The sequence below is a fragment of the Pseudarthrobacter sp. CCNWLW217 genome, from assembly GCF_037203985.1.
Lineage (GTDB): Bacteria > Actinomycetota > Actinomycetes > Actinomycetales > Micrococcaceae > Arthrobacter.
This window is the reverse complement of sequence record NZ_JBBCBT010000021.1, coordinates 23,998-48,474: the sequence shown is the minus strand read 5'-3', so window position 1 is coordinate 48,474 and position 24,477 is coordinate 23,998. Positions and strand designations below refer to the sequence as shown.

Sequence of the window (24,477 nt, the reverse complement as noted above, 5' to 3'; positions counted from 1 at the left end):
CCGTCAGTCACTGCGCTGTGCTGGGAGCGCGCTGTGCTTGTCTTAGTAAGTATACTTACTGATTCCTTCGGGGAGAAGTGCTGCAATCCCCCCATTGCAAGCAGTCACGCCACATTCTCCGTTTCCGGCGGTATGGGCGTATCACTCCGGCGAACCGTATCCTGATGCAGCTCAAGCGCGCTAGTCACAAGCCCAAAGTGGCTGAAGGCCTGCGGAGTGTTTCCGAGCTGGCGCCCTGCCCTGACGGCCCACTCCTCACTGAGCAGCCCCACGTCATTGCGCAGTCCAAGGAGCCGCTCAAACAGCTGGGTAGCCTCACTGCGGCGGCCGGCGCCCAGGAGCGCCTCCACCATCCAGAACGAACACGCCAGGAACACGCCCTCGTCCCCGGGAAGGCCGTCGTCGCTCTCCGCCGGGCGGTAGCGGAGCACGAATCCGTCTTCGGTCAGCTCGCTCAGGATCGCATCGATGGTGCCCACCACCCGGGGATCGTCCGGCGGCAGGAACCCCACGCGCGGGATGAGCAGGAGGCTCGCATCAAGTTCCGGACGGCCGTAGGACTGGGTGAACGTGTTCCGTCCAGCATCGAAGCCGTTGGCCATGACGTCTTGGTGGATAGTGTCCCGCAGCGCCTCCCAGCGCTCCGCGGGCCCGGGCAAGCCGGACTCCCGGACTCCCTTCACCATGCGGTCTGCGGCCACCCAGGCCATGACTTTCGAATGCGTAAAGTGGCGGCGGGGGCCGCGCATCTCCCAAAGACCGTTGTCCGGCTGGTCCCAGATGGTCTCCAGGTGCTGCATGAGGGCGACTTGGACATCCCACGCCTCGTCGGTGTGTTTCAGCAGCGAATTCCTGGTCAGTGACAGGCAGTCCAGCACCTCGCCCCACACGTCCAGCTGGAGCTGCTCCGCGGCGCCGTTCCCGATCCGCACCGGGCTGGAGCCTTCATAACCGGCCAGCCAGGGCAGTTCCATTTCCGGAAGCCGCCGCTCGCCATGGATTCCGTACATGATCTGAAGGTCAGCGGGGTCGCCGGCGACTGCCCTGAGCAGCCAGTCCCGCCAGTCTGCGGCCTCCGCGGTGTATCCCGCCGCCAGCAGTGCCTGCAGCGTCATGGTCGCGTCCCGCAGCCAGCAATAGCGGTAGTCCCAGTTGCGGGGGCCGCCCAGCTGTTCCGGCAGCGATGTGGTCACGGCGGCAACAATCCCCCCGGTCGGCGCGTAGGTCAGGGCCTTGAGGGTCACCAGCGAGCGCACGACGGCGTCCCGGTACTTCCCCGTGACTGTGCACTGGCTGGTCCAGCCACGCCAGAACGCGGTGGTGGTGCTCAATACTTCCTCGGCGTCGACGGTCATGGGCCGCTGGACGTGGCTCGGTGCCCACGTCAGCACGAAGGGAACCTTCTGGCCTTCATCGACGGTGAAGTCGCTGACGGTGTGCATGTTCTCGCCGCGCACGGGCGCCCCGGTCACAAAATAGACGGCGTCCGGCCCGGCGATGGCGTGGATGCCGTGCTCGTCCTTGCGGACCCAGGGCACAATGTGCCCGTAGTCGAAGCGCAACGCCAGCTCGCTGTGCATCCTGACGCTGCCGCTGACGCCCTCCACGATGCGCACGATGTCAGCCACCTCGTCGCGGGGTGGCATGAAGTCAATCACCCGGACGGTGCCTTCGGGGGTTTCCCACACGGTTTCCAGGACTAGGGTTCCCTCGCGATAGCTGCGCCGGGTGCAGGTCCCGCCGGCCGCAGGCGCCAGCAGCCAACGGCCGGCTTCCGGCGTGTCCAGGAGTGCATTGAAGCAGGCCGGAGAGTCAAACCGCGGCAAGCACAGCCAGTCGATGGATCCGGAAGTGCTCACCAGCGCTCCGGTGTGAAGGTCCCCGACCACCGCATAATCTTCAATTCGCGCCATTCCCATACACTGCCACACGTACCTCCGCGGCCGAAGGTTCAAGGGGTGTAGCCTGAAATCAAGGTAAAGCAGCTGCCTGTGGCCACCCGTGGTGGCCGCCAGCAGGCCAGGTTCTTCAGTACCAGCCAGCAACAGCGGAGGCATACCTTGGAACAGCCAGCTACGCACAGCCTCGTCATCGAGAAAATACAGGATCTCCTCCTGGACACCCAGGACGTGGAGGACTTCCTGAACGAACTGGCGACTTTCTCGGCAGAGAACCTTTCCGGTCCACGGGGCGAAGTCCTGTGCGGCATTACATTGCTCCGCCACCGGACAGCGGCCACCGTGGCGAGCAGTGGCCCTAGGGCCCGACTGCTTGACGAACTGCAGTACGAGTATGGCGACGGGCCGTGCCTCCAATGCGCCAGGGAAGGGGTGGTGGTGCACATCAGGGACTTCACCACAGAAACGCTGTGGCCGGACTACGCTGCCACCGTGCTGAACCACGGGATCCGGTCCGTCCTGGCCATCCCATTCGAGCTCTCCGGCGACGACGCCAAGGCAGGTATCAACCTCTACTCCGACCGCGCGGGCGTCTTCGATTCCAGCGCCGTTGAGCATGCACTCGGCTACGTGTCCCAGGCTTCCAAGGGAATGCGCCTTGCCGTCCGGCTGGCCCAGCATACGGATACTGCTGCCAACCTGAAGGCGGCACTGGACTCACGCACGGTGATCGATACAGCGGTGGGGATCATCATCGGACAGAACCGCTGCACCCAGGACGAGGCGATGGAACTGATCAAATCCGCCTCCAGCACGCGCAACATGAAACTGCGCGACGTGGCCCTGGCCATAGTGGAATCCGCAGGCGGCGGCACGCTCAAGACCCATTTCAGCTGACATGGCCATCCACATTGGAACATCCGGCTGGAGCTATGACCACTGGGAGAACGTGCTGTACCCGCCAGGGCTGCCCGCCCGCGACAGGCTTCAGTACTACGTGTCCCGCTTCAGCACGGTTGAGCTGAACGCGAGCTTTTACCGCTGGCCCCGCGACACATCTTTCGCAAGCTGGCGGCGCAGGCTTCCCGACGGCTTCGCCATGTCGGTGAAGGCCCCTCGCGGGCTCACGCACGGCAAGAAGCTGTACGCGCCGGAGGTTTGGCTGGAGCGGATCGCCAAATGCTGGCATGAACTCGGTGACAAACGCGCGGTCCTCCTGGTCCAGCTCCCGCCCCAGCAGGCGCGGGATGACGCCAGGCTGGACTTCTTCCTCTCCGCAGTTCCGTGGTGGATCCGGGTCACAGTGGAGTTCCGGCACCCAAGCTGGGACCATCCGGATGTCTATGGGCTCTTGGAGCGGCATAAGGCCGCCTATTGCATCATGAGCGGGGCCAACCTGCCATGCATCCTGCGGGCCACGGCGCCGTTTGTGTACGTCCGGATGCACGGCCCGGATCACCAGCATCTTTATGGGGGCTCGTATTCGGACGCCGACCTGGGCTGGTGGGCGGATCGCATCCGGGAATGGGATGGCGGAGGGCGGGACGTGTTTGTGTATTTCAATAACGACGGCGGCGGGAACGCTGTGCGGAACGCCGACACCCTGCGCTGGATCCTGGGCGCGGGCTGAGGTCACGCTGGACGGTCACCGCATCGCCTGTGGCAGAGTGGAGGCATGGACACGGCTCCCCAGAGAACATCATTGGCCGGCAAGCGCGCTTTCAGGCTTGCCCACCGGCTTTCGGACAGCGTTAACGGTGTCCGGCTGCAGGTTGCAAAGCGCTGGAAGTTCGTGCCCAAGACCATCGCCTACCAGGGGTACGGATCCACCGAGTGGGTCAGGGTACTGGGCCGGGTGCTGCTCACGCAGGAGCCCGCTCCCGGCAGCAGGGCCGACCACGCGGCCCGCAACGGAACCCAGAACGTGCGCGGCTGGCGGGCTTTCACGAGTGTTCCCGTGCAGTTCACCGATGTCGAAGTCACCATCGAAGACGTGGTCACGCACGTGAAGGCGGACCGCGGCGGCCTGATCGACACGGTGGTGGACATTAAGCTGTCCCCTGGCTGGCATACCGCTGTCCTGCGGGCCGAAGGCACCGAGCCGGTGGAGGCGCTCATCCAGGTGATCGCACCGGACACCAAGTTTGGCATCGTCTCTGACATTGACGACACCGTGATGGTCACGGCACTCCCCCGCCCGTTCCTTGCGCTGTGGAACACGTTTGTGCTGAGCGAGCGGGCGCGCATGGCAACGCCGGGAATGGCTGTTCTCCTGGACCGGCTCACAATCGAGCATCCGGACGCCCCCGTGATCTACCTGTCCACCGGACCGTGGAACGCAGCCCCCACGCTGGCGCGTTTCCTAAGCCGCAATATGTACCCGGCCGGTGCCCTACTGCTCACGGACTGGGGACTGACCCAGGACAGGTGGTTCCGCAGCGGTCAGGAGCATAAGCACCGCAACCTCGAACGCCTCGCGAAGGAATTCCCCGACATGCGCTGGCTCCTGATCGGCGACAACGGCCAGCATGACGAACAGATCTACTCAGGCTTCGCCCAGGAGCACGCGGACAAGGTGGCCGCCATAGCCATCCGGCAGCTTTCGGTCAGCGAGGCCGTATTTGCGGGCGGACACTCCGAAGACGGCGACCACAGCGCTTCGGCGGTGCCATGGATCTACTCCACGGACGGCGCCGGGATGGCCAAGCAACTCAGGGCCCTGGACCTGCTTTAGCCCCCCAGGAGCTACGCGGTGGCACCCAAGGTGGTCACGTCGTCGTCGTTCTCCTCTGTCACAGCCGGTTCCGGTCCGGCGGCCTTCGCGACGGCGGTGTCAGCCGCGGCCACAAGGTTCCGCTCTTCGAGCAGCTCCTGGAACCAGAAGTAGGACGCCTTTGGCGTGCGCTCCAGGGTCTCAAAATCGACATGGAGCAGCCCGAACGGCTGGTTGTAGCCGGCGGACCACTCGAAGTTGTCCATCAGCGACCACACGTAGTAACCGCGGAGGTCAACGGCTTCCGCCTCACCGCCCGGGGCGGTGGCCTTGAGCGCCGCTTCCAGGTGGTCCGAGAGGTATTTCAGGCGCCGTTCGTCCGGGATGAATCTGATGTTGGTGGATTTGTCCCGGACGATGATGTCCTCGAAACTTGCCCCGCCCTCGGTGATGATCACCGGCGGCAGGTTCGGGTAGCGCTCCGCCATCTCCTTCAGCGCCACGCGCATGTATTCGGGTTTGACGGGCCAGCCGTAGGACGTGATGTCCGCTTCGGGCCAGGTCTCGACGTGGAAGGGAGTGCCGCCGTTGCCCATCGCACTCAGGTCGCTGCCCATGGCTTCGGCCATGCTCGCGGGAACAGCGCCCTGTCCCGGGCCAACAGCCACTTTGGTGGGCATGTAGTAGTTCAGGCCATAGAAATCCAGCGGCTGGGAGATGAGCTTCATGTCCTCCTCCGGGTGGTCGAAGGAGCTGAAGAACTTCGCGGCACGGATAAGGTCCGGGTACTTGCCCAAAAGAACGGGGTCCGCGTACAGCCGGTTCTGGGCGAGGTCCATCAGGCCGGCACTGATGTAGTCCAGGGGATTGATTGAGTTCGGAACCATGGGCGAGTAGACATTGGTCATGCCAATCTCGCCCGGCACTCCTGCTGCGCGCAGCGCCTGCACCGCGAGCCCATGGCCCAGCAATTGGTGGTGCACGGTGGGGAAAGCGTTGAGCATGAGGGCCTCACCGGGCGAATGGAGTCCCAAGGTGTAGCCGTTGGTGGAGACGGTGGCGGGTTCGTTGATCGTTGCCCAGCGCGCCACCCTGTCCCCGAAGGCGTCGGCGGCGATCGCCGCGAACTCCCCCAGGCGGTAGGCGGTGTCCCGGTTCATCCACCCGCCGGCGTCGTCCAGTGCTTTCGGGGTGTCCCAGTGGTAGAGGGTGGCCATGGGGGAAATCCCGTTGGCCAGCAGCTCATCAAGGAGGCGGTCGTAGAAATCAAGTCCTGCGCGGTTCACCGCTCCGCTGCCGGTGGGCTGGATCCGGGGCCACGCCAGGGAGAAACGGTAGGAGTCCACGCCCAACTGCTTCATGAGCGCGACGTCCTGCGGCATCCGGTGGTAGTGGTCGCAGGAGACCGCGGGGCTGTGACCGTCAACGATTGCTCCGGGCCTGGACGCAAAGCCATCCCATCCGGCCGGTCCGCGGCCATCCTCCTCAAGCGCTCCCTCGATTTGGAAGGCCGCAGTGGCCACGCCCAGGGTGAACCCGGATGGGATGAGCGCGGCCAGGTCCTTGGCGGTGATATGCACTGTAGTGCCAACTTCCTTAGCTGGGTTCGGAAACTGTACCCCTTAGGATGGCACACGGCCGGGCCGCTGACGAGCGTCAGCCACGCTGCCCTGGCCACGGGTCCCGGGCCTGGCTGGCTGCCGCCTGCTAGGGTCTGGGGATGGATGAAAAACTGGGGAAATTCATCGACGATTTTGCGGCGCTGGTCCAGCTGGCGCAATCCGGAAACCATCGGGAGCAAGCGGGAAAACAGCTGCTTCAAGCCCTGACCGAACATCTTGGCACGCCAGCTTCGGACCTTTCGGTGGTGGTGGAGGAAATTCCGCCGCACCGCTTTGTGGACGCCGATATTGTGATGGCGCAACTCGTTGAACAGGACCCTGGGGCCCGGCTGGTGGGCATCGGAGGCGGCGGCCAGCGGCACCACCAGTCCTTGAGTGACATGGTCCAGCAATCGCAGCTCTTTCCGCAGTTTCCACTCGCCCAGCCCGACTATGCCAACCTCGCGGTGGGCCCGGACAGCCACCGGCAGGCCGTGGCCCTGGGCCTGTGGCTCTTCAGCTTCGCCGGGAACCCATTGGCCGTCCTGCAGCGAGATGCCGAGCCCCAATCCGGGCGCCAGGCCGCTTGCCTGGAAGTCCTCGCAGCCGGGCAGGAAACCGCCACCGCGTTCCTGGCAGAGTTCCGCCTGCGGATGGACAACAACAGTGTCCTCAAGGGACAGGTCATCTCCCTCGTGATGTCCGCGTATGGGCCCAGCGCTGCGGGCGTGACCTTTCACCACCGGCCCAGCCTCCCGGCGTCGGACGTCATCCTGCCCGCCGGGCTGCTGCGGAAGGTGGCAGACCACACCGTGGGCATTGCCACGCACCGCGCCTCGCTCAAGGACCACGGCCAGCACCTCAAACGCGGCATCCTGCTTTACGGCAGGCCGGGGACAGGCAAGACCCACACCGTGCGGCACCTGCTGAGCCAGAGTGTTGGGTCGACGGCGATCCTCCTCTCCGGCGGTTCGCTCGCCCGGATCTCGGACGCGGCTCGAATGGCCCGGGCGCTGCAGCCGTCCATCGTGGTGTTGGAGGACTGCGACCTCATCGCCGAGGACCGGAGCTTCGGGCATGGTCCGCAGCCGCTGCTCTTTGAGGTGCTGGACGCCATGGACGGCCTGGACAACGATGCCGACGTCGCATTCGTCCTGACAACCAACCGGCCGGACATGCTGGAACGGGCCCTGGCGCAGCGTCCGGGCCGGGTGGACCTGGCCGTCGAGATTCCGCTCCCGAAAAACGCCGAGAGGGTCCGGCTGCTGGAACTCTATGGCCGCCGGGTGTCCTTCAGCCCGGAGGCGTTGGAGTTGGCAGCGGAACGGACAGAGGGCACCACTGCTTCCTTCGCCCGCGAACTGGTGCGTCGGGCCGTGGTGGCCGGCGCCCTGGACGAGGCGCCGGTGTCCGACGCCCACCTCGCTGCTGCGGTGGAGGACCTGATGGCCGACGCCGAAGCCCTCACCCGCAGCCTGTTGGGGAGCGGCCCGGACAACTCACTGTGAGCCAAACAGGAACTCCTTGGCGTGGGCCACGGCCTTCCGGTAGGCGTCATTCCGGAGGGTAACCAGGTGTTCTGTTTCGCCGTCGGAAGGTTCCAGGTACCCGGTGTATCCGGGACGCAACACCCAGATGCCTCCCGCCGGGGGCAGATAGAACACACCAAAGGAACGGTGCTGGCCATCGTCGGCGGTCCAGACGGGCACTACCGCCAGCGCCGCGCCGGTGGCCGGATTGATCCACTGGGCCCGCGGAATTGGCTCTTCGTGCGCCTCCGGATCAAGGAAAGGGGCCGTACCCTTGCCCCAGCGTTCTTCGAACCGCTCGTGGAAAACCGGCATCAACTGTGAATCGTAGCGGCGCCACTCGCTCATGTACTGCTCCTTCGTTGGGTTGGAAGGGGGTCATGCCCACGGTCCGCTTTCCCAGCGGACGGGCGTAATTCTGATCGTGGCCCCTGCGCGGTTCTCGCGGCTGCGGACACGCCGGACGGGGATGCTTTGCGGTCCCGTCTCCGGACGGGAAACCGTCTGCCGTTCGGCAAGACTGCGGTCGTAAGCAGCCCGGCGGGCTGGATCACGAAGCACTGCGAAGGCCTGCATGATGCGCAACAGCTCATTTTTGCGGGCCGCGGCATTCCCATCGGCCCCGCCGGGAATGCGCGGGCCGACGTCGACGTCGGGATGAAGACTGCGCATGCGGGCACGGTAGGCGCGGGCGATTTCCTGCTGGCTGGCCGAAGCCTCCACCCGCAGGGCTGCGTAGTGGTCTGGCAGCTCAACCTTGTCCGGCGTGTCCATGGGCGCCGCCTTCTTTCGAACTGCTTGGGCGCGGGCAGGGCGGCCCCATGCCCGCGCCTAAGCGGATATCCGCCGCTTAAGGATGGACTAGCTTCCGATCTCGTGCATCTGGCCCTTCGTTTCGATCTCGATCTTGCGCGGCTTGGCCTGCTCGGCAACCGGGATCCGCAAGGTCAGGACACCACGGTCGTAACTGGCCTTGATGTTTTCCGTGTCCAGGGTCTCACCCAGTATCAACTGGCGGCTGAACACGCCGCGGGGCCGTTCGGAGGCTACCAACTCCACGTTTGGCTGGGTGGGGTCACGCCGCTCTGCCCGCACTGTCAGGACGTTCCGCTCAACATTCAAATCTACGGAGTCCACATCAACGCCCGGCAGATCGAAGGCGACAACAAACTCGCCGTCTTCCTGCCACGCGTCCATCGGCATCGCCGCCGGCCGGGCCGCGGTTCCAAAGACCTGCTGGGTAAGCCGGTCCAGCTCACGGAACGGGTCCGTACGCATCAACATCATTTCCCACTCCTTCAGCATGCATTTGTTTGGTTTTGGTCTATACCCATCACACCGATCTATGGTGGTGGATATAGATTTTTTATAGCACTCGTGCCAAACTGAAGCAAGGGATTCGTTCAGGATTTTTGAGCAGGGATTTTGGAGCAGACATGACAGAGGCGGCATCCGGCCAAACGCCCCAGTCCGGGGCCGCACGGGCGCTATATGCGATCTCGGTGGCGGCACAGCTGACAGGCACGGGGCAGCAGAATATCCGGCTCTATGAGACGCGGGGGCTACTCACGCCGGTCCGGACGGCCGGCGGCACACGGCAATACAGTGACACAGACATCGCCATCCTCCTGCGCATTGGGGAACTGCTTCAAGAGGGGCTCAACCTCGCCGGCGTGGCGAAGGTCCTTGAGCTGGAGGCAGCCAACGCAAAGCTGCGCAGGGCGCTCCAACGCGCCCGCTCCCGCCCCGACGCCTAGCGCCTCGTGCCGGGTACGCGTCTGCGCATCGCGTCCGCCTGCCGTGCCGGACAGACCGCAGTCAGGGCCTGCGGCCGCCTGCCAGCCGGTAAGACTCCTCCAGCAGTTCGGCAAGCTCCTCGGTACCAATGCGGTCCAGCCTGATCAGCACAAGCTGCGGTGAACGGTCGTGGTGCGGCGTCCAGAAGTAGGTGTCCGGTTCCGTGCCCGCCAAGGCCTCGCGCTCGTCGGTCTTGACCGTCAGCACGCCCTCTTCCCAGATGCGTGCCATCAAAGTCTTGGCGAACCAGGCCGGCTGGCCCCAGCTGCTGCGCTCAGAAACGCCGGGCAGTGCCAGGCACATCCTGCGGACGTCCATCGCGGTCGCCATGGCTAGTCACCCGGAGCGTCGGCTTTGGACAGTTCCCCGGTAATCCGTTCGCCGGGGATCCGGGCGGTGCGCCAGGTATCCAGGGCGATCACCGCACCCAGGATGATCAGCGAGAGGGAAAGTGATGCCAGGGCATCACTAAGCCAGTGGTATCCCAAATACAGCCTGCTGAGCGCAGCCAACACAATTCCGACGCCGGCCCCAACAAAACCGAGGACCGCCGCCCTGGTGTTTTCGCGTCGCGAGAATATCAGGAAGGTTCCTACCAGCAGGAAGTCGCAGGCGCCCAGGACGTGGCCGGAGGGGAACGAGAACGTGTGGTCGGCGCCAAACAGCATCAGCTCCACCGGCGGGCGGGACCTCTTGACGATCTGCAAGATGATCTGCGATATCACCACGCCGGTGATCATGCCGCCGGCCAGCAGCATGGGCCGCCAAGCATGCTTGGCCGCAAATCCCCATACGAGGATGACTACCAGGACGATAATCGGCAGGGCTATGGGCCCGAAGACCACCGCCAGGAAGATCATCACAACGGTAAGCAGCTCCGAACGGATGGCGAGCAGCCAGTTCCGTGCATCCTCATCGGCCGAGGCAAGCCCGTCGCCCTGCAGGACGCCCATGAGAGTGGCAACGAAGAGGAGCGCACCGACCGCCGCCAACAGTACGGACCAGCGATAGAGGCTTCTCCGCGCCGCCGGCTCCATGTATCGCTCTTCCACGACGAATTTGTCATGGAACCTGCGCCACCATTGCGGCGCCTTGCTGGATGCCTGCTGCCCTGACTGCTTTGCCACGTGTCTATTTCCGTCCCTGCGCCGTGAAGACTTTCCTCAGGTGAAGATTATCCCCGTTCTTCCGCCGATGGTGGGCGGATCGCGCGGCCGGCTCCCCCTGCACTGGTTCCGCATGGAGCCCCAGCCGCGGGTAGCCTGACGTCATGGGTGCGATGAATGAGCTGATCAACAGGCAAGGCGTGGAGTCGCTGGCTGACATTCTTGCCACGGCAGCACCCGGTACGGTGTGGCCCAACCTCGCCGTCGCCGCCACCACGCTGGACGAGCTCAGCCTGCGCGGACGTACGGACAGCGTCAGCGGGGCGCTGCTGCACGATCTCCAACGCATCCCGGGTTCCGGCTACACGACGGCGGCAGGCATCTTCCGCGGCGCCCTGGAGAACCCCGCTTTCACCGGATGGATCCTCTGGCCGGTCTCCGAAGCCGCTGTCACCCTCGCTCTCGAATCAGGCTCCGTGCCGGACTTCGAGGACTGCCTGGCGCTGCTGGCTGAACTGACGCCCCGGCTGACCGGCGAGTTTGCCATCCGGCGCCTGCTCGCCCACCATCCGGAGGCAGCCCTCGAGGCCATCCTGCAGTGGACGCGGCACCCGGACGAGCACGTCCGCCGCCTGGCGAGTGAAGGGACGCGGGCCTACCTTCCGTGGGCTGTCCGGGTCCCGGCCCTGGTGAAGCTGCCGGAGGCAACCCTGCCCATCCTCAATGCCCTCTACCGCGACCCCTCCGACTACGTGCGGCGGTCGGTGGCAAACCACCTCAATGACCTCGCCCGCCATGCGCCGGAGATTGTGGTTGCGACGGCGGCCCGCTGGCTAGCCGCGCCGGACACCAATACAGCGTGGGTGGTCAGGCACGGCCTCCGGACACTGGTCAAGAAGGGGCACCCAGGTGCGCTGGCGCTGCAGGGGTTCGCCCCGGCGTCGGTAGCTGTCACAGAACTTCGGCTCGACCGGCAGGTGGTGGCCATGCCCGAGGACCTGGGATTCGAGTTCAGGGTCTCAAATATGGGCACCGACGGCGCGCGGCTGGCAGTGGATTATGCCATCCACTACCGGAAGGCCAACGGCAGCCAGTCCGTGAAGGTCTTTAAGCTCACGGCCCTGACGCTCGCTGCGGGTGAGTCCAGGATCCTCACCAAGCGCCACGCCTTCAGGCCGATGACCACTCGCGTCCACCACCCCGGGATGCATGTCCTGGAACTCCAGATCAACGGCGTCCGCCACGGCCGTGCGGAGTTTCAAGTGGACACAAGTCCGATTGAAACGGCCCTATAAAAAGTGATTTGACTCACATGTAACTCTCCAGTAACCTGTCTGTTAGCGCTAACACGAACACGGTCGAACCTTATTTTGGCACACAACTGATCCCCGTCCCCGGCCGGTTCACAGCTCTTAGATGTCAAAGGCCCTGGCCTTGGCATCCAGCCAGTACCGCTTCACCGGCAAGCGCAGACGCTTGCCGCCCCAGCACCACTTCGCGGACAAGCTTCCGCGGAAGGAGAAATCGTGAGAATAAGGAAATTCCTGGGCGCCGTAGCCGTCGTCCTCGCCGTCACTGTGGGTGCCACAGGGTGCGGAAGCCGGGGTGGCACATCCACCCCGGACGCCACTGCGAATCCCAGTGAATCCCTAGTGGGTATCTCCATGCCCACCCAGACATCCGAGCGTTGGATCGCCGACGGCGGAAACGTGGAAAAGTCCCTGAAGGACCTTGGTTACAAGACTGACCTCCAGTTCGCCAACGATGACATTCCCACGCAGGTTTCCCAGATCGAGAACATGCTGACCAAGGGTGCCAAAGCACTCATCATCGCGGCCATCGATGGTACAACCCTGACCGATGTCCTCGCGAAGGCGAAGGAACAGAACGTCAAGGTCATCGCTTACGACCGGCTCATCAACGGCACCCCCAACGTTGATTTCTACACCACGTTCGATAACTACACGGTAGGCGTGCAGCAGGCAACGTCACTGCTGACCGGCCTGGGCCTGGTTGACGCGAGCGGCAAGAAGGTGGAGGGCAAGGGCCCGTTCAACGTTGAGCTTTTCGCCGGCAGTCCGGATGACAACAACGCCAACTTCTTCTGGACCGGCGCCATGGACACCCTGAAGCCGTACATGGATGCCGGAACCCTCAAGGTTCCCAGCGGCCAGACCAAGTTCGAGCAGGCAGCCATCCTGCGTTGGCAGGCCCCCGTTGCCCAGAAGCGGATGGAGGACATCCTCACTGCCGCCTACAGCTCCGGAACGAAGCTTGACGGCGTGCTCTCCCCCTACGACGGGCTCTCCATCGGCATCATCTCCGCACTGACCAGCACCGGTGGCTACGCCAAGGGCGATCTGCCGGTTGTCACCGGCCAGGACGCTGAGAAGGGCTCCGTGAAGTCCATCATCGCCGGTGAGCAGTACTCCACCATCTTCAAGGACACCCGCCAGCTGGGTTCCCAGGCAGTGAAGATGGTCGATGCCCTGCTGAAGGGCCAAGAGCCCGAGGTCAACGACACCAAGACCTACAACAACAAGGTCAAGGTGGTTCCGGCCTACCTGCTCAAATCCGTGATCATTACTGCGGACAACTACAAGAAGGAACTCATCGACTCCGGCTACTACACAGACGCCGACGTCAAGTAACTTTCTTGTGGGGTTGCGGCCGGCCACAAGGCCGCGCCGCAACCCCTTCCACGTAGGCCCCTGCAGCCGCAGGCTTGCCCAGTTTCAACCAGTCAGTGGGAATTGACGATGAACACACCCATTCTTCAAATGCGAGGAATCACCAAGACTTTTCCGGGCGTCAAAGCCCTCCAGGATGTCACTTTGGACGTGAACCGGGGCGAGGTCCACGCCATCTGCGGCGAGAACGGGGCGGGCAAGTCCACGCTCATGAAAGTCCTGTCCGGCGTCTACCCGCACAACTCCTTCGACGGGGAAATCCTCTTCGAAAACGAGCCCTGCAACTTCTCCAGCATCAACGACAGCGAGAAGCGCGGGATTGTCATCATCCACCAGGAGCTCGCCCTGAGCCCGTATCTTTCGATCGCCGAAAACATCTACCTCGGAAACGAGCAGGCCAAGAACGGCTGGGTGGACTGGCGCAAAACAAACCTGGAGGCCGCAAAACTGCTGGCCCGGGTGGGCCTGAGCGAAAATCCCATCACTCCGGTCCAACACATCAGCGTGGGCAAGCAGCAACTGGTGGAAATCGCCAAAGCGCTGTCGAAGGAAGTCAAGCTCCTCATCCTCGACGAACCCACAGCAGCGCTCAACGACGAGGACTCCGGCCACCTCCTGGACCTGATCCTGCACCTAAAGGGCCAGGGAATCACCAGCATCATCATCAGCCACAAACTGAACGAAATCCGCAAGGTCGCTGACGCCGTCACCATCATCCGCGACGGCAAAACCATTGAGACCCTGCGGCTCGATGAAGGCCAGATCACACAGGAACGGATCATCCGCGGCATGGTGGGCCGGGACCTGGAAAGCCTCTACCCGGACAGGGAACCCAAGATCGGCGAGGAAGTCCTGCGGATCGAGGACTGGTCCGTCCGGCATCCCCAGGACCACACACGCATGGTGGTGCACAACGCCAGCCTGAACGTCCGCCAGGGCGAAGTGGTGGGCCTTGCCGGCCTGATGGGAGCCGGCCGGACCGAGCTGGCCATGAGCGTCTTCGGGCGCACCTACGGCACGGCGATGTCCGGGAAGGTGTACAAGCGCGGCAAGGAAATCAACACGTCCACGGTGTCCCAGGCGATCGGACACGGCATCGCGTATGCCACAGAAGACCGGAAGCACTACGGCCTGAACCTCATCGAGGATATCCAGCGGAATATCTCCATGGCTGCGCTCCGCAAGCTGGTCAAGGGCGGCTGGGTGGACAAAAACCGGGAGACTGTGGTGGCGAACGGCTACCGCAAGAGCATGAACATCAAGGCGCCGTCAGTTGCCGCCATCACCGGCAAGCTGTCCGGCGGCAACCAGCAAAAGGTGGTGCTGAGCAAATGGATGTTCTCGGACCCGGACGTGCTGATCCTCGATGAACCCACCCGTGGGATCGACGTCGGCGCCAAGTTCGAAATCTATACGATCATTGCCAACCTCGCGGCGGAGGGAAAGGCAGTCATCGTCATCTCCTCAGAGCTGCCCGAACTCCTCGGCATCTGCGACCGGATCTATACCCTGTCCGCGGGCCACGTCACCGGCGAGGTGCCCATCGCCGAAGCATCCCAGGAAAAACTCATGCACTACATGACCAAAGAGAAGGAATAGGACCATGTCCGCCCTACGAGAATCCCTCGGCTTCCTGACAAGCCGCCTCCGGCAGGTTGGCATCTTCGTTGCCCTGATCCTGATCGTCCTGCTGTTCCAGGTATTGACCAACGGCATCCTCCTGGAGCCCCAGAACGTTACCAACCTGGTGGTCCAGAACAGCTACATCCTCATCCTTGCCATCGGCATGGTGATGGTGATTATCGCCGGCCACATCGACCTCTCGGTGGGATCAATCGCCGGCTTTATCGGTGCCGTCGCCGGCGTCATGATGGTCCATTGGGGGTGGGCCTGGTGGCTGGCTATCCCCGCCTGCCTCCTGGTGGGAGCGCTTGTCGGCGCTTGGCAGGGATACTGGATCGCCTATGTGGGCATTCCCGCGTTCATCGTCACGCTGGCAGGCATGCTGATCTTCCGCGGCCTGACCCTGATCACGCTGAAGAACCAGCAGATCACCCCGTTCCCGGCCGAACTCCGTGCCTTGGGCGGAGGATTCCTCCCGGACATCTCCGGGGGAACATCCGTGCTGGAATGGCTGACTGTCATCCTGGGTGTGGGAGCCACTGTTGCGCTGCTCATCCAGGCACTCAAGGAGCGCCGTATCCGCAAGAAGTTCGACCTCGAAAACGAACCCATGGCCTGGTTCGCCACCAAGACCACGTTCGTGGCCCTGCTCATGCTGATCATCACGTTCCTCCTCGCGAGCTACCGTGGCACCCCGATCGTCCTGATCGTGCTGGCCGTCCTGGTGATCGTTTACACGGCGCTCATGAACAACAGCGTCTTTGGCCGCCACACCTATGCGATCGGCGGCAACCTGCATGCTGCGGAGCTGTCCGGTGTCAAGACCAAGGCCGTCACCTTCCGGCTCTTCGTTAACATGGGCGTCTTGGCGGCCCTGGCAGGGCTGGTGTTCACGGCGAGGCTCAACTCGGCACAGCCAGCCGGCGGCACCGGCTTCGAACTCGACTCCATCGCCGCTGCATTCATCGGCGGCGCCGCTGTCCAGGGCGGCATCGGCACGGTGGCCGGCGCCATGATCGGTGGCCTGATCATGGGCGTGCTGAACAACGGCATGTCCATCCTGGGCCTTGGCACTGACTACCAGCAACTCATCAAGGGCCTGGTCCTCCTGCTGGCTGTCGGCTTCGACATCTTCAACAAGAACCGCAGCGGTGGCGGGGGCAGCACCATCGGGAAGCGCTTCAAGCTCAGGACTTCCCCGCCGGCGACGTCGGAATCCCAGGCACCCGCGGGAACGAAGGACCAGGCAAAGGATCGCCCCGTCCCCGTTTCCGCAGCGAAGCCTAAATAACCAGGAAACCTACCCCAACACTTCACAAGGAGCCGCTTTGTCTACCCCCATGGACCGCATTGAGATAGATGTCGCCAGCCGGCATCTTCTGGACGAAGAACTTGAGGCTGCCGTCAGGCGCCTTCAGGAAGCCGCCCTCCTGACAGGCACGCACGGCATCCTGGTGACCCGGGTCGCCCCTGGCCGCTACACCGCAGCACTGTCAGACCAGGTTCCTTTCGGAATGACCCGCGAACTGATTTCCTGAGGGCTGCCGGGACCGTGGACGAAGCAACCGAAGACTGGCATCAGCTCGTGGGCAGCTGGGTGGAACTGCGCTCTGGGGGGCGCGTGGTCCGTACCGGCGAAGTTGAGGCCGTTGCAGCCGACTCGTCTGTCATGTGGCTGAAGTTCAACGGCAACCACGGCCGGCAGATGGTGGCAAAGACGGACGGCTACGAGGTCCTGCCGATTCGTTAAGGTGCTTCGGAGTGCCCGGGAGATCAACCAAGGGAGGCCGACGGCGGCACGCGCGTGCCGCCGTCGGCCTCCCTTCGTTGTGTTGGAAAACCAGTCAGAAGGAACCTGTGGTGAACTGCCAGGTTTTGGTGCCCAACTGGTTCCCGGCAAGGTCGCGGATGGCTGCTTCCCCGCCGGAGACTGTCACCGTGTATTTGGTCTTGGCGGCGAGGGCCGCTTGCGGATCAAGGAACCACTGGTTGGTGCTGCCGTTGCGGAAGACCGTAGCGGCAACGACCGCGCCGGTAGTGGCATTCTTCACCGTGAAGGTGGACGTGGTGACGCCTTGAACGGCTTCGCTGAACGTCACGGAAACGTTGTTGGAGCGCCGGACCAGGATGGCGTTGCTGCCGGGGGTGAATCCGGTAACGGTGGGCGCCGGCCCGGTGGTGAAAGTCCAGCTGGTGGTGGCCAGCGGGGTGCCGGCGGCGTCGCGGATGGCGGTGGCTCCGCCCACCAGCGTCGCCGTGAACTTTGAGTCTGCCGCCAGGTTCGACACCGGGTCAAGGGTCGCAGTCATCGTTGTGGCGTTGTAGGTGATCGTGGCTGGGATAAGGGAACCCGCGGCGTTCTTGAGGATGAAAGTTCCGCTGCCCACGCCCTGGACCGCAGCGCTGAAGGTGGCAGTGACATTGCTGCCCGGAGCCACCGCCGTCGAAGTTGCAGCGGGTGATTTGGCCGTGACTGTTGGGGCAGGAGCCGCCGGGGCAGTAACCACGGGGGCCGGCGCGGGTGAGGGGGTCGGAGCGGGCGCTGTGCCGGCTGAGTACAGCAGGCGGTTTGGCGTGCCGGCGCCGGTCCCGATCACGACGCCGGCAGTCGAGTTGGAGGCCAGCGTCGCCGCAACCTGCGCCGGAGTGAGTGCCGGATTCTGGGCGAGCAGTACCGCCCCCGCTCCCGCAGCGTGGGGCGCTGCCATGGAAGTGCCGGACATCGAGGCGGTTGCGTTGGTGGAGGTGTAGGACGCTGAGGTGATGCCCACCCCGGGCGCGTAGAGGTCGACGCAGGATCCGTAGTTCGAGAAGCTGGCTTGCCGGTCGGCGGAATCGCTGGCAGCTATGGTGACGGCGGCGGGAACACGGGCGGGTGAAGTGCCGCAGGCATCAACAGCGGAGTTGCCGGCGGCCACGAAGGCGGCAACGCCGTCGTTAATGACGCTTTGGAGCGCCGCGTCCACGGCCGAGCTGGCGGCACCGCCGAGGCTCATGTTGACCACGGCCGGCGTGCCGGCAGTGTGGTTGCCCGCAATCCAGTCCAGGCCGGCAACCACATCGGAGTTGTACCCGGAACCGCTGCAATCCAGGACCCTGACGGGGACCACAGTCGCGGACTTTGCCACACCGTAAGTGGTCCCTGCCACTGTTCCGGCCACGTGCGTTCCGTGGCCGTTGCAGTCCGTGGAGCCGCGGCCGTCGGCCACGGCCGTCCAGCCCGCCGTGATGCGGCCAGCGAACTCGTTATGCGATCCGAGCACCCCGGTGTCCACCACATAGGCGCTGACCCCGGCGCCCGCCGAGGTCCAGTTGTAGGAGCCCGACAGGGGCAGGGCCCGCTGGTCCACCCGGTCCAGCCCCCAGGGCGCAGGCTGCTGCGTTTCGGAAAGGGTGACCGGAGCGTCCGCCTCCACCGAAACGACGCGCCCTGAGCGGGACAGTGCCTCGACCTGACCAGGGGTTGCTGTCACGACGGCGCCGCGCACCGCGTGCGAAAACGTCCGGCCCACCCCGAGGCCCTGGGAGCGGATGGCCGCAGTCTCGGCGGCGACGTCGGCGTCTGCGGCGTAGCGGACGATGTAGCGGACGCTGGCCTCGTGGGCGGCGGGTGCAACGGCTGCGGCGGGAAGGCCGGGGACGGTCAGTGCGACGGCGGAAACAAGCATCGCTGTGGCGGCGGGCCGAAGCAGGCGTGAAAGTGGAATTTTGGGGTCCTTGCGGGGCGCTGGGGCTTGGTATTGGCGGGCGGGGAAGCCCCGCCCACCACCAGAATAGGAGCCTGCGGCATGCCGTTGCCCGGAACTTCGCCGATCCTGCGCCAAGCCTTAATCAGCTGCGCAAACCTGTGGTTTGTCCTGAGGAAAACGCCCCTCGCGCCGGCCAATCCCCAGGGCTGGGTCCCGCCGGTTTCAGTCTTCCGTGGGCGTGGTCCTGCTGGGGTGGTAGGTCCGCCAGCTGTGCTCGGGTTCGAAGCCCAGCAGCCTCCTGGCTTTGCCAATGCCGAGCAGGGTCTCGTGTTCACCCAGTTCCCTGGTCACCGCGACATTCGGGAACACCTCCGCGGCGAGGCTGGCGCTGGAACGGCTCATCACGGTGTCAGCGTTCGCGATGATGAAGGCCTCAAAGCCAGGCGTGCCGTTCTCCAGCGCCCGCGCCACGGCCTGGGCGCCATCACGGCCATCGATGTAGCCCCACAGGTTCCACTTGCGGAGCATGGCGTCGGAATCGAACGACGGGAAGCGTTCGTAGTCCTCGGCATCCATCACGTTGGAGAACCGCAAAGCCACAATGCTCAATTCAGGGTCCCAGCGCGTCAGTTCGATGGCCATCTGCTCTTCGAGATGCTTCACCAACGAATACGTGCTCTCCGGGCGGGCGGGGTATTCCTCGTCCACGGGGATGTAGGGCGGGTCGACGTCGAACGGCAGCCCCAACACCGTTTCACTGGAGGCATAAACCACCTTCTTGATGCCCGCCCGGCGGGCCGCCTGGAAGACGTTGTAGGTGGAGAGCATGTTGTTCTCGAACGTCGCAGCGTCCGGCAGGATGCCCGGCGCGGGGATGGCACCGAGATGGACGACGGCGTCAAAACCGGTGTGCCTGTCATCCAGTCCCAGCAGCACATCCAGGACCTGGCCATAATCACGCAGGTCCACAATGGCCAGCCCCGGGCTCCGGTCCCCGGTACGGTCCAGGTTCAGCACCTGGTGCCCGTCCGCTGTGAGCCTGCGGACAACATGCCGCCCCAACTTCCCGCTGCCGCCGGTCACTGCAATTCTCATGGGATCTTCCTGTCCTGGGTCGCGAGGAATTTCTCGACGGCGGCGATAGCCGCTTCGGTGATTTCGTCCGGGCTTCCGCTGCCGTCAACGGAGACAACCAGCCCCCGGCCTGCGTAAACGGACACTACCTCATGCGTTTCGCGATGGTACAGATCCAGCCTTCGGCGGAACACATCCACCGTGTCGTCCTTGCGGCCCTGGTCCTGGGCGCGCTTGAGCATCCGCTGTTCCAGTTCGGCGTCGGGGGCCCGGAGTTCGATGACTGCGTCCACGCGCTGGTCCCGGGCCGCCAGCATGTTGTCCAGCTCCGTGACCTGCGGCGCCGTCCGGGGGTAGCCGTCCAGCAGGAAACCATCCTGCACGTCGGCGGCCAGCAAGCGGTCCTTAACCAGGACGTTGGTCAGGTGGTCGGGAACAAAGAGTCCGTCGTCCAGGTATTTGGAGGCTTCCTTGCCCAGCGGTGTTTCCCGGCTGGCATTGTCACGGAAGATCTCGCCGGTTGAGACGGCAGGGATCTTGAAATGCCGCGCGATGTGCACGGCCTGGGTGCCTTTGCCGGAGCCGGGCGGACCGATGATGAGCAGTCTGGTCATGTTCTACGTCCCTCCGCGGCGCCATCGCCGCTGGTTTCGGGTCCGTCGCCGGCAACGCCAACGCGTGCTTCATTCTGCCCATAAGAGGCAACACAATGCCAGCCTCCGGTAGGCGATCCGGGGCCTGGCTTTGAGTTGAGGGGAGCCTAGCACCAGGTCGGAAGACAACCCGCAACGTTTGAGGTCACACTGGCGGCCGCTGCTTGGACTACAGGCCGAGTGCTCTGTATTACTCGCAAAACGCAGGATTATTTCAGCGGAAGCCCCAGGTCCGCGGGACCTCACAAATTCCTTGTAACTTCAAGCCAACAAGCCGGAGCCTGGCTTGCGGGGTCACATTCGGGCACATACCCAAGGACTGCCTACCAGGGCGGTGCGCAGGCCCAAGATGACGTTTTCAGGGGCCGGAGCGTGTATATACTTCTGGATATCGGTTTAGCAGCAGGCCGTTGGAAAGTTCGTCGATCCAGCGACCCTTACCGCCAGGTCCCCTTGAGGGTTGGCGGAACGTTGCCGGCTCGTTTTGACCTGAGCGAATGGCACCAAGAATCGTGGCCAGCGAGTCAACAGCAAAATCCGATACATCCATCACCGAGCACCTCCATGAACTCGTCCTCAACAGCTCCGATGTTGAGGACTTCCTCAACGAGCTCGCCCGCGTCTCCGTACGCGGCCTCTCGGACCTTGACGACGAGGTCTTCTGCACCATCACCCTGCTGCGCGAGCGCAAGACTGCCACGGTTGCCAGCAGCGGGCCGGAGGCCCAGGCCATCGGCCAGATCGAGTACCAGTTCAGCGACAGCCCTGGCATGGCCGCGTCCCTTGAGCAGGCAACCATACACATTCCTGATGTGACCGAGGATGACCGCTGGCCGGATTACGCCGCAGCTGTCCTGGGCCAGGGGGTCCGCTCCGTGCTCTCCTTGCCGTTCGAACTGGAGGGTGAAACGAAAGCCGCCCTGCAGCTGTATTCACGGCGGCCCCACCGGTTCGACGGCCGTGTCCTTGAATTCGCGGCGAACTTCGTCAGCCAGACGTCCCTTGCCCTCCGGCTCGCCGTGCGGTTCGCCCACTACAGCGAGACGGCAAAGAACCTGAGGGCAACGCTGGAATCCCGCACCGTCATCGACATGGCCGTGGGAATCATCATGGCGCAGAACCGCTGCAGCCAGCTGGACGCCTTCGAAATCCTGAAGACTGCCTCCAGCACCCGTAATTCCAAGCTTCACGATGTGGCGGCGGCCGTGGTCAACTCCTTGGGGCAGGGGCCGGCGCGCACCCACTACGACGGGTAACCCACCAACGGCGGCAGGCCGACGTCGGGCGTTCCGGCGGTTGGTGCCGCAGGCGCCCTGCGTCAGGTGACGGTATCCGCCCCAGGCGGCTGCCCGGCGTCGGACCCTGCCACCACCGCGATGGCTCCCAGGAGCAGCGCGGCATTGGCCCAGAAAATCCCCAGCACGCCAAGGGGCGCCGCAAAGGAGCCGACGGCGATGGGCAGCGTGATCTGCGCCAGCCGGTTGACGGTCATCCTCAGTCCCAGGACTGCGCCGTGGCTCGATGATGCGGTCAGCGACACCACCCAGGCCATGGTGAGCGGCTGCGGGATGCCGAGCCCGAGCCCCAGCCCGATCATCACGGCTATGGCGCCATAAGGGCCCACCAGCGGCAGGGCAGCGAGTGAGAGGACCGCCGCACCAATGGAGGCGATCAGCATCGCCTTGCGTCCGAAGCGCGCGATCAGGCGGGTGAGGCCCACCCTGCTCGCGACCGAGACGGCGGCCCGGAGCGCCAGGAGCATACCCACGACGGCGGCACTGACGTTTTGTTCGGTGGCCCAGACCGGGACGAACGCGTACATCAGGTCCACCGTCACCAGCACCGCCCCGCTGACCACCAGCGAGCGCCACAGTCCTGGAGCCTTCAGGACCCCGGCCACGCTGACGGGTTCAGCCGCTGTTTTACGCCGGCCCTTGCGCAGCCCGGCGTCCGTCCGCCGCAGGAAGAAGTAGGCGGGTGTGGCCAGGGCGCTGAATCCGAGGCACACCAGGAGCCCCAGCGTGGTGTCCGGCGCGGCCCCGTCCCGGATGCCCAGCGAAGCCACGAGCGTGACAGCGGGCGGACCGATGAGCTGGCCGATCGAAGCGGCGGCGGTCAGCGTGCCGAACGCGCTGTCAGTGGATCCTTCACTGCTGACGTGTGCCACAAATGCCTGCTGGCCCACCATCACCATGAGATGACCCAGGCCGATGAGGGCACTGGCCGCCAGCAGGATGGGAAGCCCCCTGACCGCCAGCATGGTCAGGGTCCCGGCAGCGGCCGTCAGCAGTCCGATAAAGGCCATGGCGGTGCCCCCGAACCTGTCAGCCAGGCGCCCTGCAGGCAGGGCGGTCAGCAGTGCCGGCAGTGCGAAGCTCGAAGCCAGGACGCCCAGGAAAACGGGGTCGGCACCTTCGGCAAGCGCCCGATAGCCGATGATGAGCCGGATACCCACCCAGGCAGCCTGGGCGAGGACTGCCTGCGCGCTGAGTGCTGTCCGCCAGCCGGAATTCACGCCCGCAGCGGAATTTCGTCCGCCCCGCCCAAGAGGCGGGTCAGATCCTCGATGCTGTCCCTGGCGGCCCGGTACCGGGCCGGGTCCAAGTGGAAGATCGCCAGCTGCAGGGCATAGGCCAGGAGAACGGGAATCAGCTGGGTCCGGTACTCGCCGTCGTCACCGCGCCTGGCGGTGATGAGATGGTCCGGGCTGGGGCGGAAGCGGTAGCCCGGCACATCAGAGATCAGGATGCTCTTGCCTCCCCTCCGGGCTGCCTCGGTCACCAGCGCGGCAAGCTGGCGTGGCGCCTCGCGCAGCGCAAAACCAATGAGGGTGCTGTTTTCATCGAAGCTGACGAAGCGCTCGGCCAGGTCTTTCGGTGTCGTCCCCAGCGTTACTGTCGTCAAGCCCAACCGCCGCAGGCGGCGTGCCATCAGGTCACGCGTGGGCTTTTCGTCGTCCCTTGAGAACAGGTAAATCGTCCGTGATCCATGCAGCGTCCTGGCGGCGGCGTCCAAATCGTCCTGCGAAACAAAATGCGGCAGCCGCTTTAGCGCGACGATTTCATCGGCGACGAAAGCGGCCAGGTCATAGCCTGTGTCCCCGCGCATGATTCCACCGTGGTGGTCATGGATCGCGGTTTCGTCCTTGCGCAGGTCATTGCGCAGGTCCGGATAGCCGCGGTAGCCCAGCTTCTTTGCCAGCCGCACCACCGTTGATTCGTGGGTCTTGGCCCGGTCCGCAACTTCGGCCGCTGGAATTCCGGACATGTCGTCCCCCATGAGGACGTTCATGACGCGCTCTTCGGAGGCACTGAGCCTGACCGTACTGCTGGCCACTACTGCTTTGAAACTCACTCTGGCTCTCCTTTGAGATTCCTCTACGGAATAACTGTGATGCTTGACACTCTCTCACGAACATGCAATCCTGTGCAAGATTGCAAGTGAGGTTTTGACCCATCCTGCTTTCCCTATTTTCTCCACTTTGCCGCAGAGAGGCGGACAACGAAGATGCAAACCCTCAACGCACCAGTTGCGCTTGAATGGACGGTGGCCGCAGCGGCTGTTGGCGGAGGCCTGACCATGGCAGTGGTGGGCGCCGGCTACGGGCTGACGAACACCTCCGGTGTGGGGGCCGGATTCTTTCCCACGGTGGCTGGGACGCTGATGGCTTTGGCCGGAGTCCTGTGGGCCTTCCAGCTCGTGGCCGCACGCCGGACTTCGGCGCCGGCGCACGTCACGGGCGACACCGTCGAATCTCTGCCGCCGCACCACGAGTCAGAATCGGCACTGGTTTCCCTGCTCGATGACGACAACAGCGACGAGCCTGACGCCCCGGATTTCCCGGACCGCCAGGGGTGGGCCCGGGTGGGGATCATCTCAGGAGCAATCCTCCTGGCCGCCCTGCTCCTCCCCTTGCTGGGTTACACCATCGTCATGACGCTGATGCTTGGAACCATCCTCTTCTTCGTCAGCAAGCGCAAACTCTGGATGGCCGCCCTGGTGGCCGTTGGCTCCGCGTTGGCTTCACGCCTGGTCTTTGAGGTCTGGCTGGGAACGGCCCTGCCGACCGCCAGCATCGACTTCCTCGCAGGACTGGGGCTGTAG

The 24,477-nt window shown here is 64.4% G+C and carries 25 protein-coding genes; 13 read left to right on the top strand and 12 right to left on the bottom strand.

Translation table 11 applies throughout. From position 1 onward, the window contains the following. Positions 1 to 104: 104 nt before the first annotated feature. A complete protein-coding gene (locus tag V9L18_RS19755) occupies positions 105 to 1,913 on the bottom strand; it encodes a glycoside hydrolase family 15 protein (RefSeq protein WP_337348854.1) in 1,809 nt (602 codons plus the stop codon). Between the two features lie 147 nt (positions 1,914 to 2,060). On the opposite strand from V9L18_RS19755, the gene V9L18_RS19750 reads away from it, so the two are divergent. Genes V9L18_RS19750 through V9L18_RS19740 form a run of 3 tightly spaced genes read left to right on the top strand, consistent with a single transcriptional unit; the run spans position 2,061 to position 4,632 of the window. Beyond that, a complete protein-coding gene (locus tag V9L18_RS19750) occupies positions 2,061 to 2,795 on the top strand; it encodes a GAF and ANTAR domain-containing protein (protein WP_337348884.1) in 735 nt (244 codons plus the stop codon). A 1-nt stretch (position 2,796) separates the two neighbouring features. After that, entirely contained in the window at positions 2,797 to 3,528 is a 732-nt protein-coding gene (locus V9L18_RS19745; RefSeq protein WP_337348853.1) for a DUF72 domain-containing protein, read from the top strand. Positions 3,529 to 3,573: 45 nt separating this feature from the next. Next, positions 3,574 to 4,632: an App1 family protein gene (locus V9L18_RS19740; protein ID WP_337348852.1), complete on the top strand. Its 1,059-nt coding sequence runs from the start codon at positions 3,574 to 3,576 to the stop codon at positions 4,630 to 4,632. An 11-nt stretch (positions 4,633 to 4,643) separates the two neighbouring features. Here the strand turns inward: V9L18_RS19740 and V9L18_RS19735 are convergent, their stop codons facing one another. Then, positions 4,644 to 6,191: a GH1 family beta-glucosidase gene (locus V9L18_RS19735; RefSeq protein ID WP_337348851.1), complete on the bottom strand. Its 1,548-nt coding sequence runs from the start codon at positions 6,189 to 6,191 to the stop codon at positions 4,644 to 4,646. 140 nt (positions 6,192 to 6,331) lie between these two features. On the opposite strand from V9L18_RS19735, the gene V9L18_RS19730 reads away from it, so the two are divergent. Further along, on the top strand, positions 6,332 to 7,720 hold the full coding sequence (locus V9L18_RS19730) for an ATP-binding protein (protein ID WP_337348850.1): 1,389 nt from the start codon (positions 6,332 to 6,334) through the stop codon (positions 7,718 to 7,720). Here V9L18_RS19730 and V9L18_RS19725 read toward each other — a convergent pair. The 3 genes from V9L18_RS19725 to V9L18_RS19715 form a co-directional block, all read right to left on the bottom strand. Continuing rightward, complete coding sequence (locus tag V9L18_RS19725; RefSeq protein ID WP_337348849.1) at positions 7,712 to 8,089, bottom strand: hypothetical protein; 378 nt, start codon at positions 8,087 to 8,089, stop codon at positions 7,712 to 7,714. The two genes, V9L18_RS19730 and V9L18_RS19725, sit on opposite strands and share 9 nt — an antisense overlap. 30 nt (positions 8,090 to 8,119) lie before the next feature. Continuing rightward, positions 8,120 to 8,515, bottom strand: a complete 396-nt coding sequence (locus tag V9L18_RS19720; RefSeq protein ID WP_337348848.1) for a J domain-containing protein — start codon at positions 8,513 to 8,515, stop codon at positions 8,120 to 8,122. Between the two features lie 87 nt (positions 8,516 to 8,602). Beyond that, entirely contained in the window at positions 8,603 to 9,025 is a 423-nt protein-coding gene (locus tag V9L18_RS19715; protein WP_337348883.1) for an Hsp20/alpha crystallin family protein, read from the bottom strand. A 152-nt stretch (positions 9,026 to 9,177) separates the two neighbouring features. Here V9L18_RS19715 and V9L18_RS19710 point away from each other — a divergent pair, with 152 nt between their 5' ends. Beyond that, positions 9,178 to 9,498, top strand: a complete 321-nt coding sequence (locus V9L18_RS19710) for a MerR family transcriptional regulator (protein WP_337348847.1) — start codon at positions 9,178 to 9,180, stop codon at positions 9,496 to 9,498. A gap of 61 nt (positions 9,499 to 9,559) precedes the next feature. Here the strand turns inward: V9L18_RS19710 and V9L18_RS19705 are convergent, their stop codons facing one another. Both V9L18_RS19705 and V9L18_RS19700 read right to left on the bottom strand, forming a co-directional pair. After that, positions 9,560 to 9,868: an MmcQ/YjbR family DNA-binding protein gene (locus V9L18_RS19705; RefSeq protein WP_337348846.1), complete on the bottom strand. Its 309-nt coding sequence runs from the start codon at positions 9,866 to 9,868 to the stop codon at positions 9,560 to 9,562. A 2-nt stretch (positions 9,869 to 9,870) separates the two neighbouring features. Continuing rightward, positions 9,871 to 10,575 carry a phosphatase PAP2 family protein gene (locus V9L18_RS19700; protein WP_443197979.1) on the bottom strand — a complete coding sequence of 235 codons (705 nt, stop codon included), beginning with the start codon at positions 10,573 to 10,575 and terminating at the stop codon, positions 9,871 to 9,873. Between the two features lie 233 nt (positions 10,576 to 10,808). Between V9L18_RS19700 and V9L18_RS19695 the strand changes: the two genes are divergently transcribed. The 6 genes from V9L18_RS19695 (at position 10,809) to V9L18_RS19670 (ending at position 16,707) form a co-directional block, all read left to right on the top strand. Beyond that, complete coding sequence (locus V9L18_RS19695; RefSeq protein ID WP_337348844.1) at positions 10,809 to 11,939, top strand: DNA alkylation repair protein; 1,131 nt, start codon at positions 10,809 to 10,811, stop codon at positions 11,937 to 11,939. Between the two features lie 231 nt (positions 11,940 to 12,170). Beyond that, positions 12,171 to 13,295, top strand: coding sequence for a multiple monosaccharide ABC transporter substrate-binding protein (gene chvE / locus V9L18_RS19690; RefSeq protein WP_337348843.1), 1,125 nt, complete (start codon positions 12,171 to 12,173; stop codon positions 13,293 to 13,295). Positions 13,296 to 13,403: 108 nt separating this feature from the next. Next, positions 13,404 to 14,933, top strand: a complete 1,530-nt coding sequence (mmsA, locus tag V9L18_RS19685; RefSeq protein WP_337348842.1) for a multiple monosaccharide ABC transporter ATP-binding protein — start codon at positions 13,404 to 13,406, stop codon at positions 14,931 to 14,933. A 4-nt stretch (positions 14,934 to 14,937) separates the two neighbouring features. Beyond that, positions 14,938 to 16,248: a multiple monosaccharide ABC transporter permease gene (gene mmsB, locus V9L18_RS19680; protein WP_337348841.1), complete on the top strand. Its 1,311-nt coding sequence runs from the start codon at positions 14,938 to 14,940 to the stop codon at positions 16,246 to 16,248. 37 nt (positions 16,249 to 16,285) lie between these two features. Beyond that, positions 16,286 to 16,495 (top strand): hypothetical protein, encoded by a 210-nt coding sequence (locus V9L18_RS19675; RefSeq protein WP_337348840.1) that lies wholly within the window; start codon positions 16,286 to 16,288, stop codon positions 16,493 to 16,495. 14 nt (positions 16,496 to 16,509) lie between these two features. Beyond that, complete coding sequence (locus V9L18_RS19670) at positions 16,510 to 16,707, top strand: hypothetical protein (RefSeq protein ID WP_337348839.1); 198 nt, start codon at positions 16,510 to 16,512, stop codon at positions 16,705 to 16,707. A 94-nt stretch (positions 16,708 to 16,801) separates the two neighbouring features. On the opposite strand, the gene V9L18_RS19665 is transcribed toward V9L18_RS19670, so the two are convergent. The 3 genes from V9L18_RS19665 to V9L18_RS19655 form a co-directional block, all read right to left on the bottom strand. After that, complete coding sequence (locus V9L18_RS19665) at positions 16,802 to 18,625, bottom strand: S8 family serine peptidase (protein WP_337348838.1); 1,824 nt, start codon at positions 18,623 to 18,625, stop codon at positions 16,802 to 16,804. 243 nt (positions 18,626 to 18,868) lie between these two features. Further along, positions 18,869 to 19,741, bottom strand: coding sequence for an NAD-dependent epimerase/dehydratase family protein (locus V9L18_RS19660; RefSeq protein ID WP_337348837.1), 873 nt, complete (start codon positions 19,739 to 19,741; stop codon positions 18,869 to 18,871). Further along, positions 19,738 to 20,334 (bottom strand): adenylate kinase, encoded by a 597-nt coding sequence (locus V9L18_RS19655; RefSeq protein WP_337348836.1) that lies wholly within the window; start codon positions 20,332 to 20,334, stop codon positions 19,738 to 19,740. Before V9L18_RS19655 ends, V9L18_RS19660 begins: the two co-directional genes overlap by 4 nt. Before the next feature lie 551 nt (positions 20,335 to 20,885). On the opposite strand from V9L18_RS19655, the gene V9L18_RS19650 reads away from it, so the two are divergent. Next, positions 20,886 to 21,629, top strand: a complete 744-nt coding sequence (locus V9L18_RS19650; RefSeq protein ID WP_337348882.1) for a GAF and ANTAR domain-containing protein — start codon at positions 20,886 to 20,888, stop codon at positions 21,627 to 21,629. A gap of 62 nt (positions 21,630 to 21,691) precedes the next feature. On the opposite strand, the gene V9L18_RS19645 is transcribed toward V9L18_RS19650, so the two are convergent. Continuing rightward, on the bottom strand, positions 21,692 to 22,888 hold the full coding sequence (locus tag V9L18_RS19645; RefSeq protein WP_337348835.1) for an MFS transporter: 1,197 nt from the start codon (positions 22,886 to 22,888) through the stop codon (positions 21,692 to 21,694). Then, complete coding sequence (locus V9L18_RS19640) at positions 22,885 to 23,727, bottom strand: MurR/RpiR family transcriptional regulator (RefSeq protein ID WP_337348834.1); 843 nt, start codon at positions 23,725 to 23,727, stop codon at positions 22,885 to 22,887. Before V9L18_RS19640 ends, V9L18_RS19645 begins: the two co-directional genes overlap by 4 nt. Positions 23,728 to 23,880: 153 nt before the next feature. Here V9L18_RS19640 and V9L18_RS19635 point away from each other — a divergent pair, with 153 nt between their 5' ends. Beyond that, the gene (locus V9L18_RS19635) at positions 23,881 to 24,477 is read left to right on the top strand and encodes a tripartite tricarboxylate transporter TctB family protein (RefSeq protein ID WP_337348833.1); all 597 of its coding nucleotides are present in this window, start codon (positions 23,881 to 23,883) and stop codon (positions 24,475 to 24,477) included.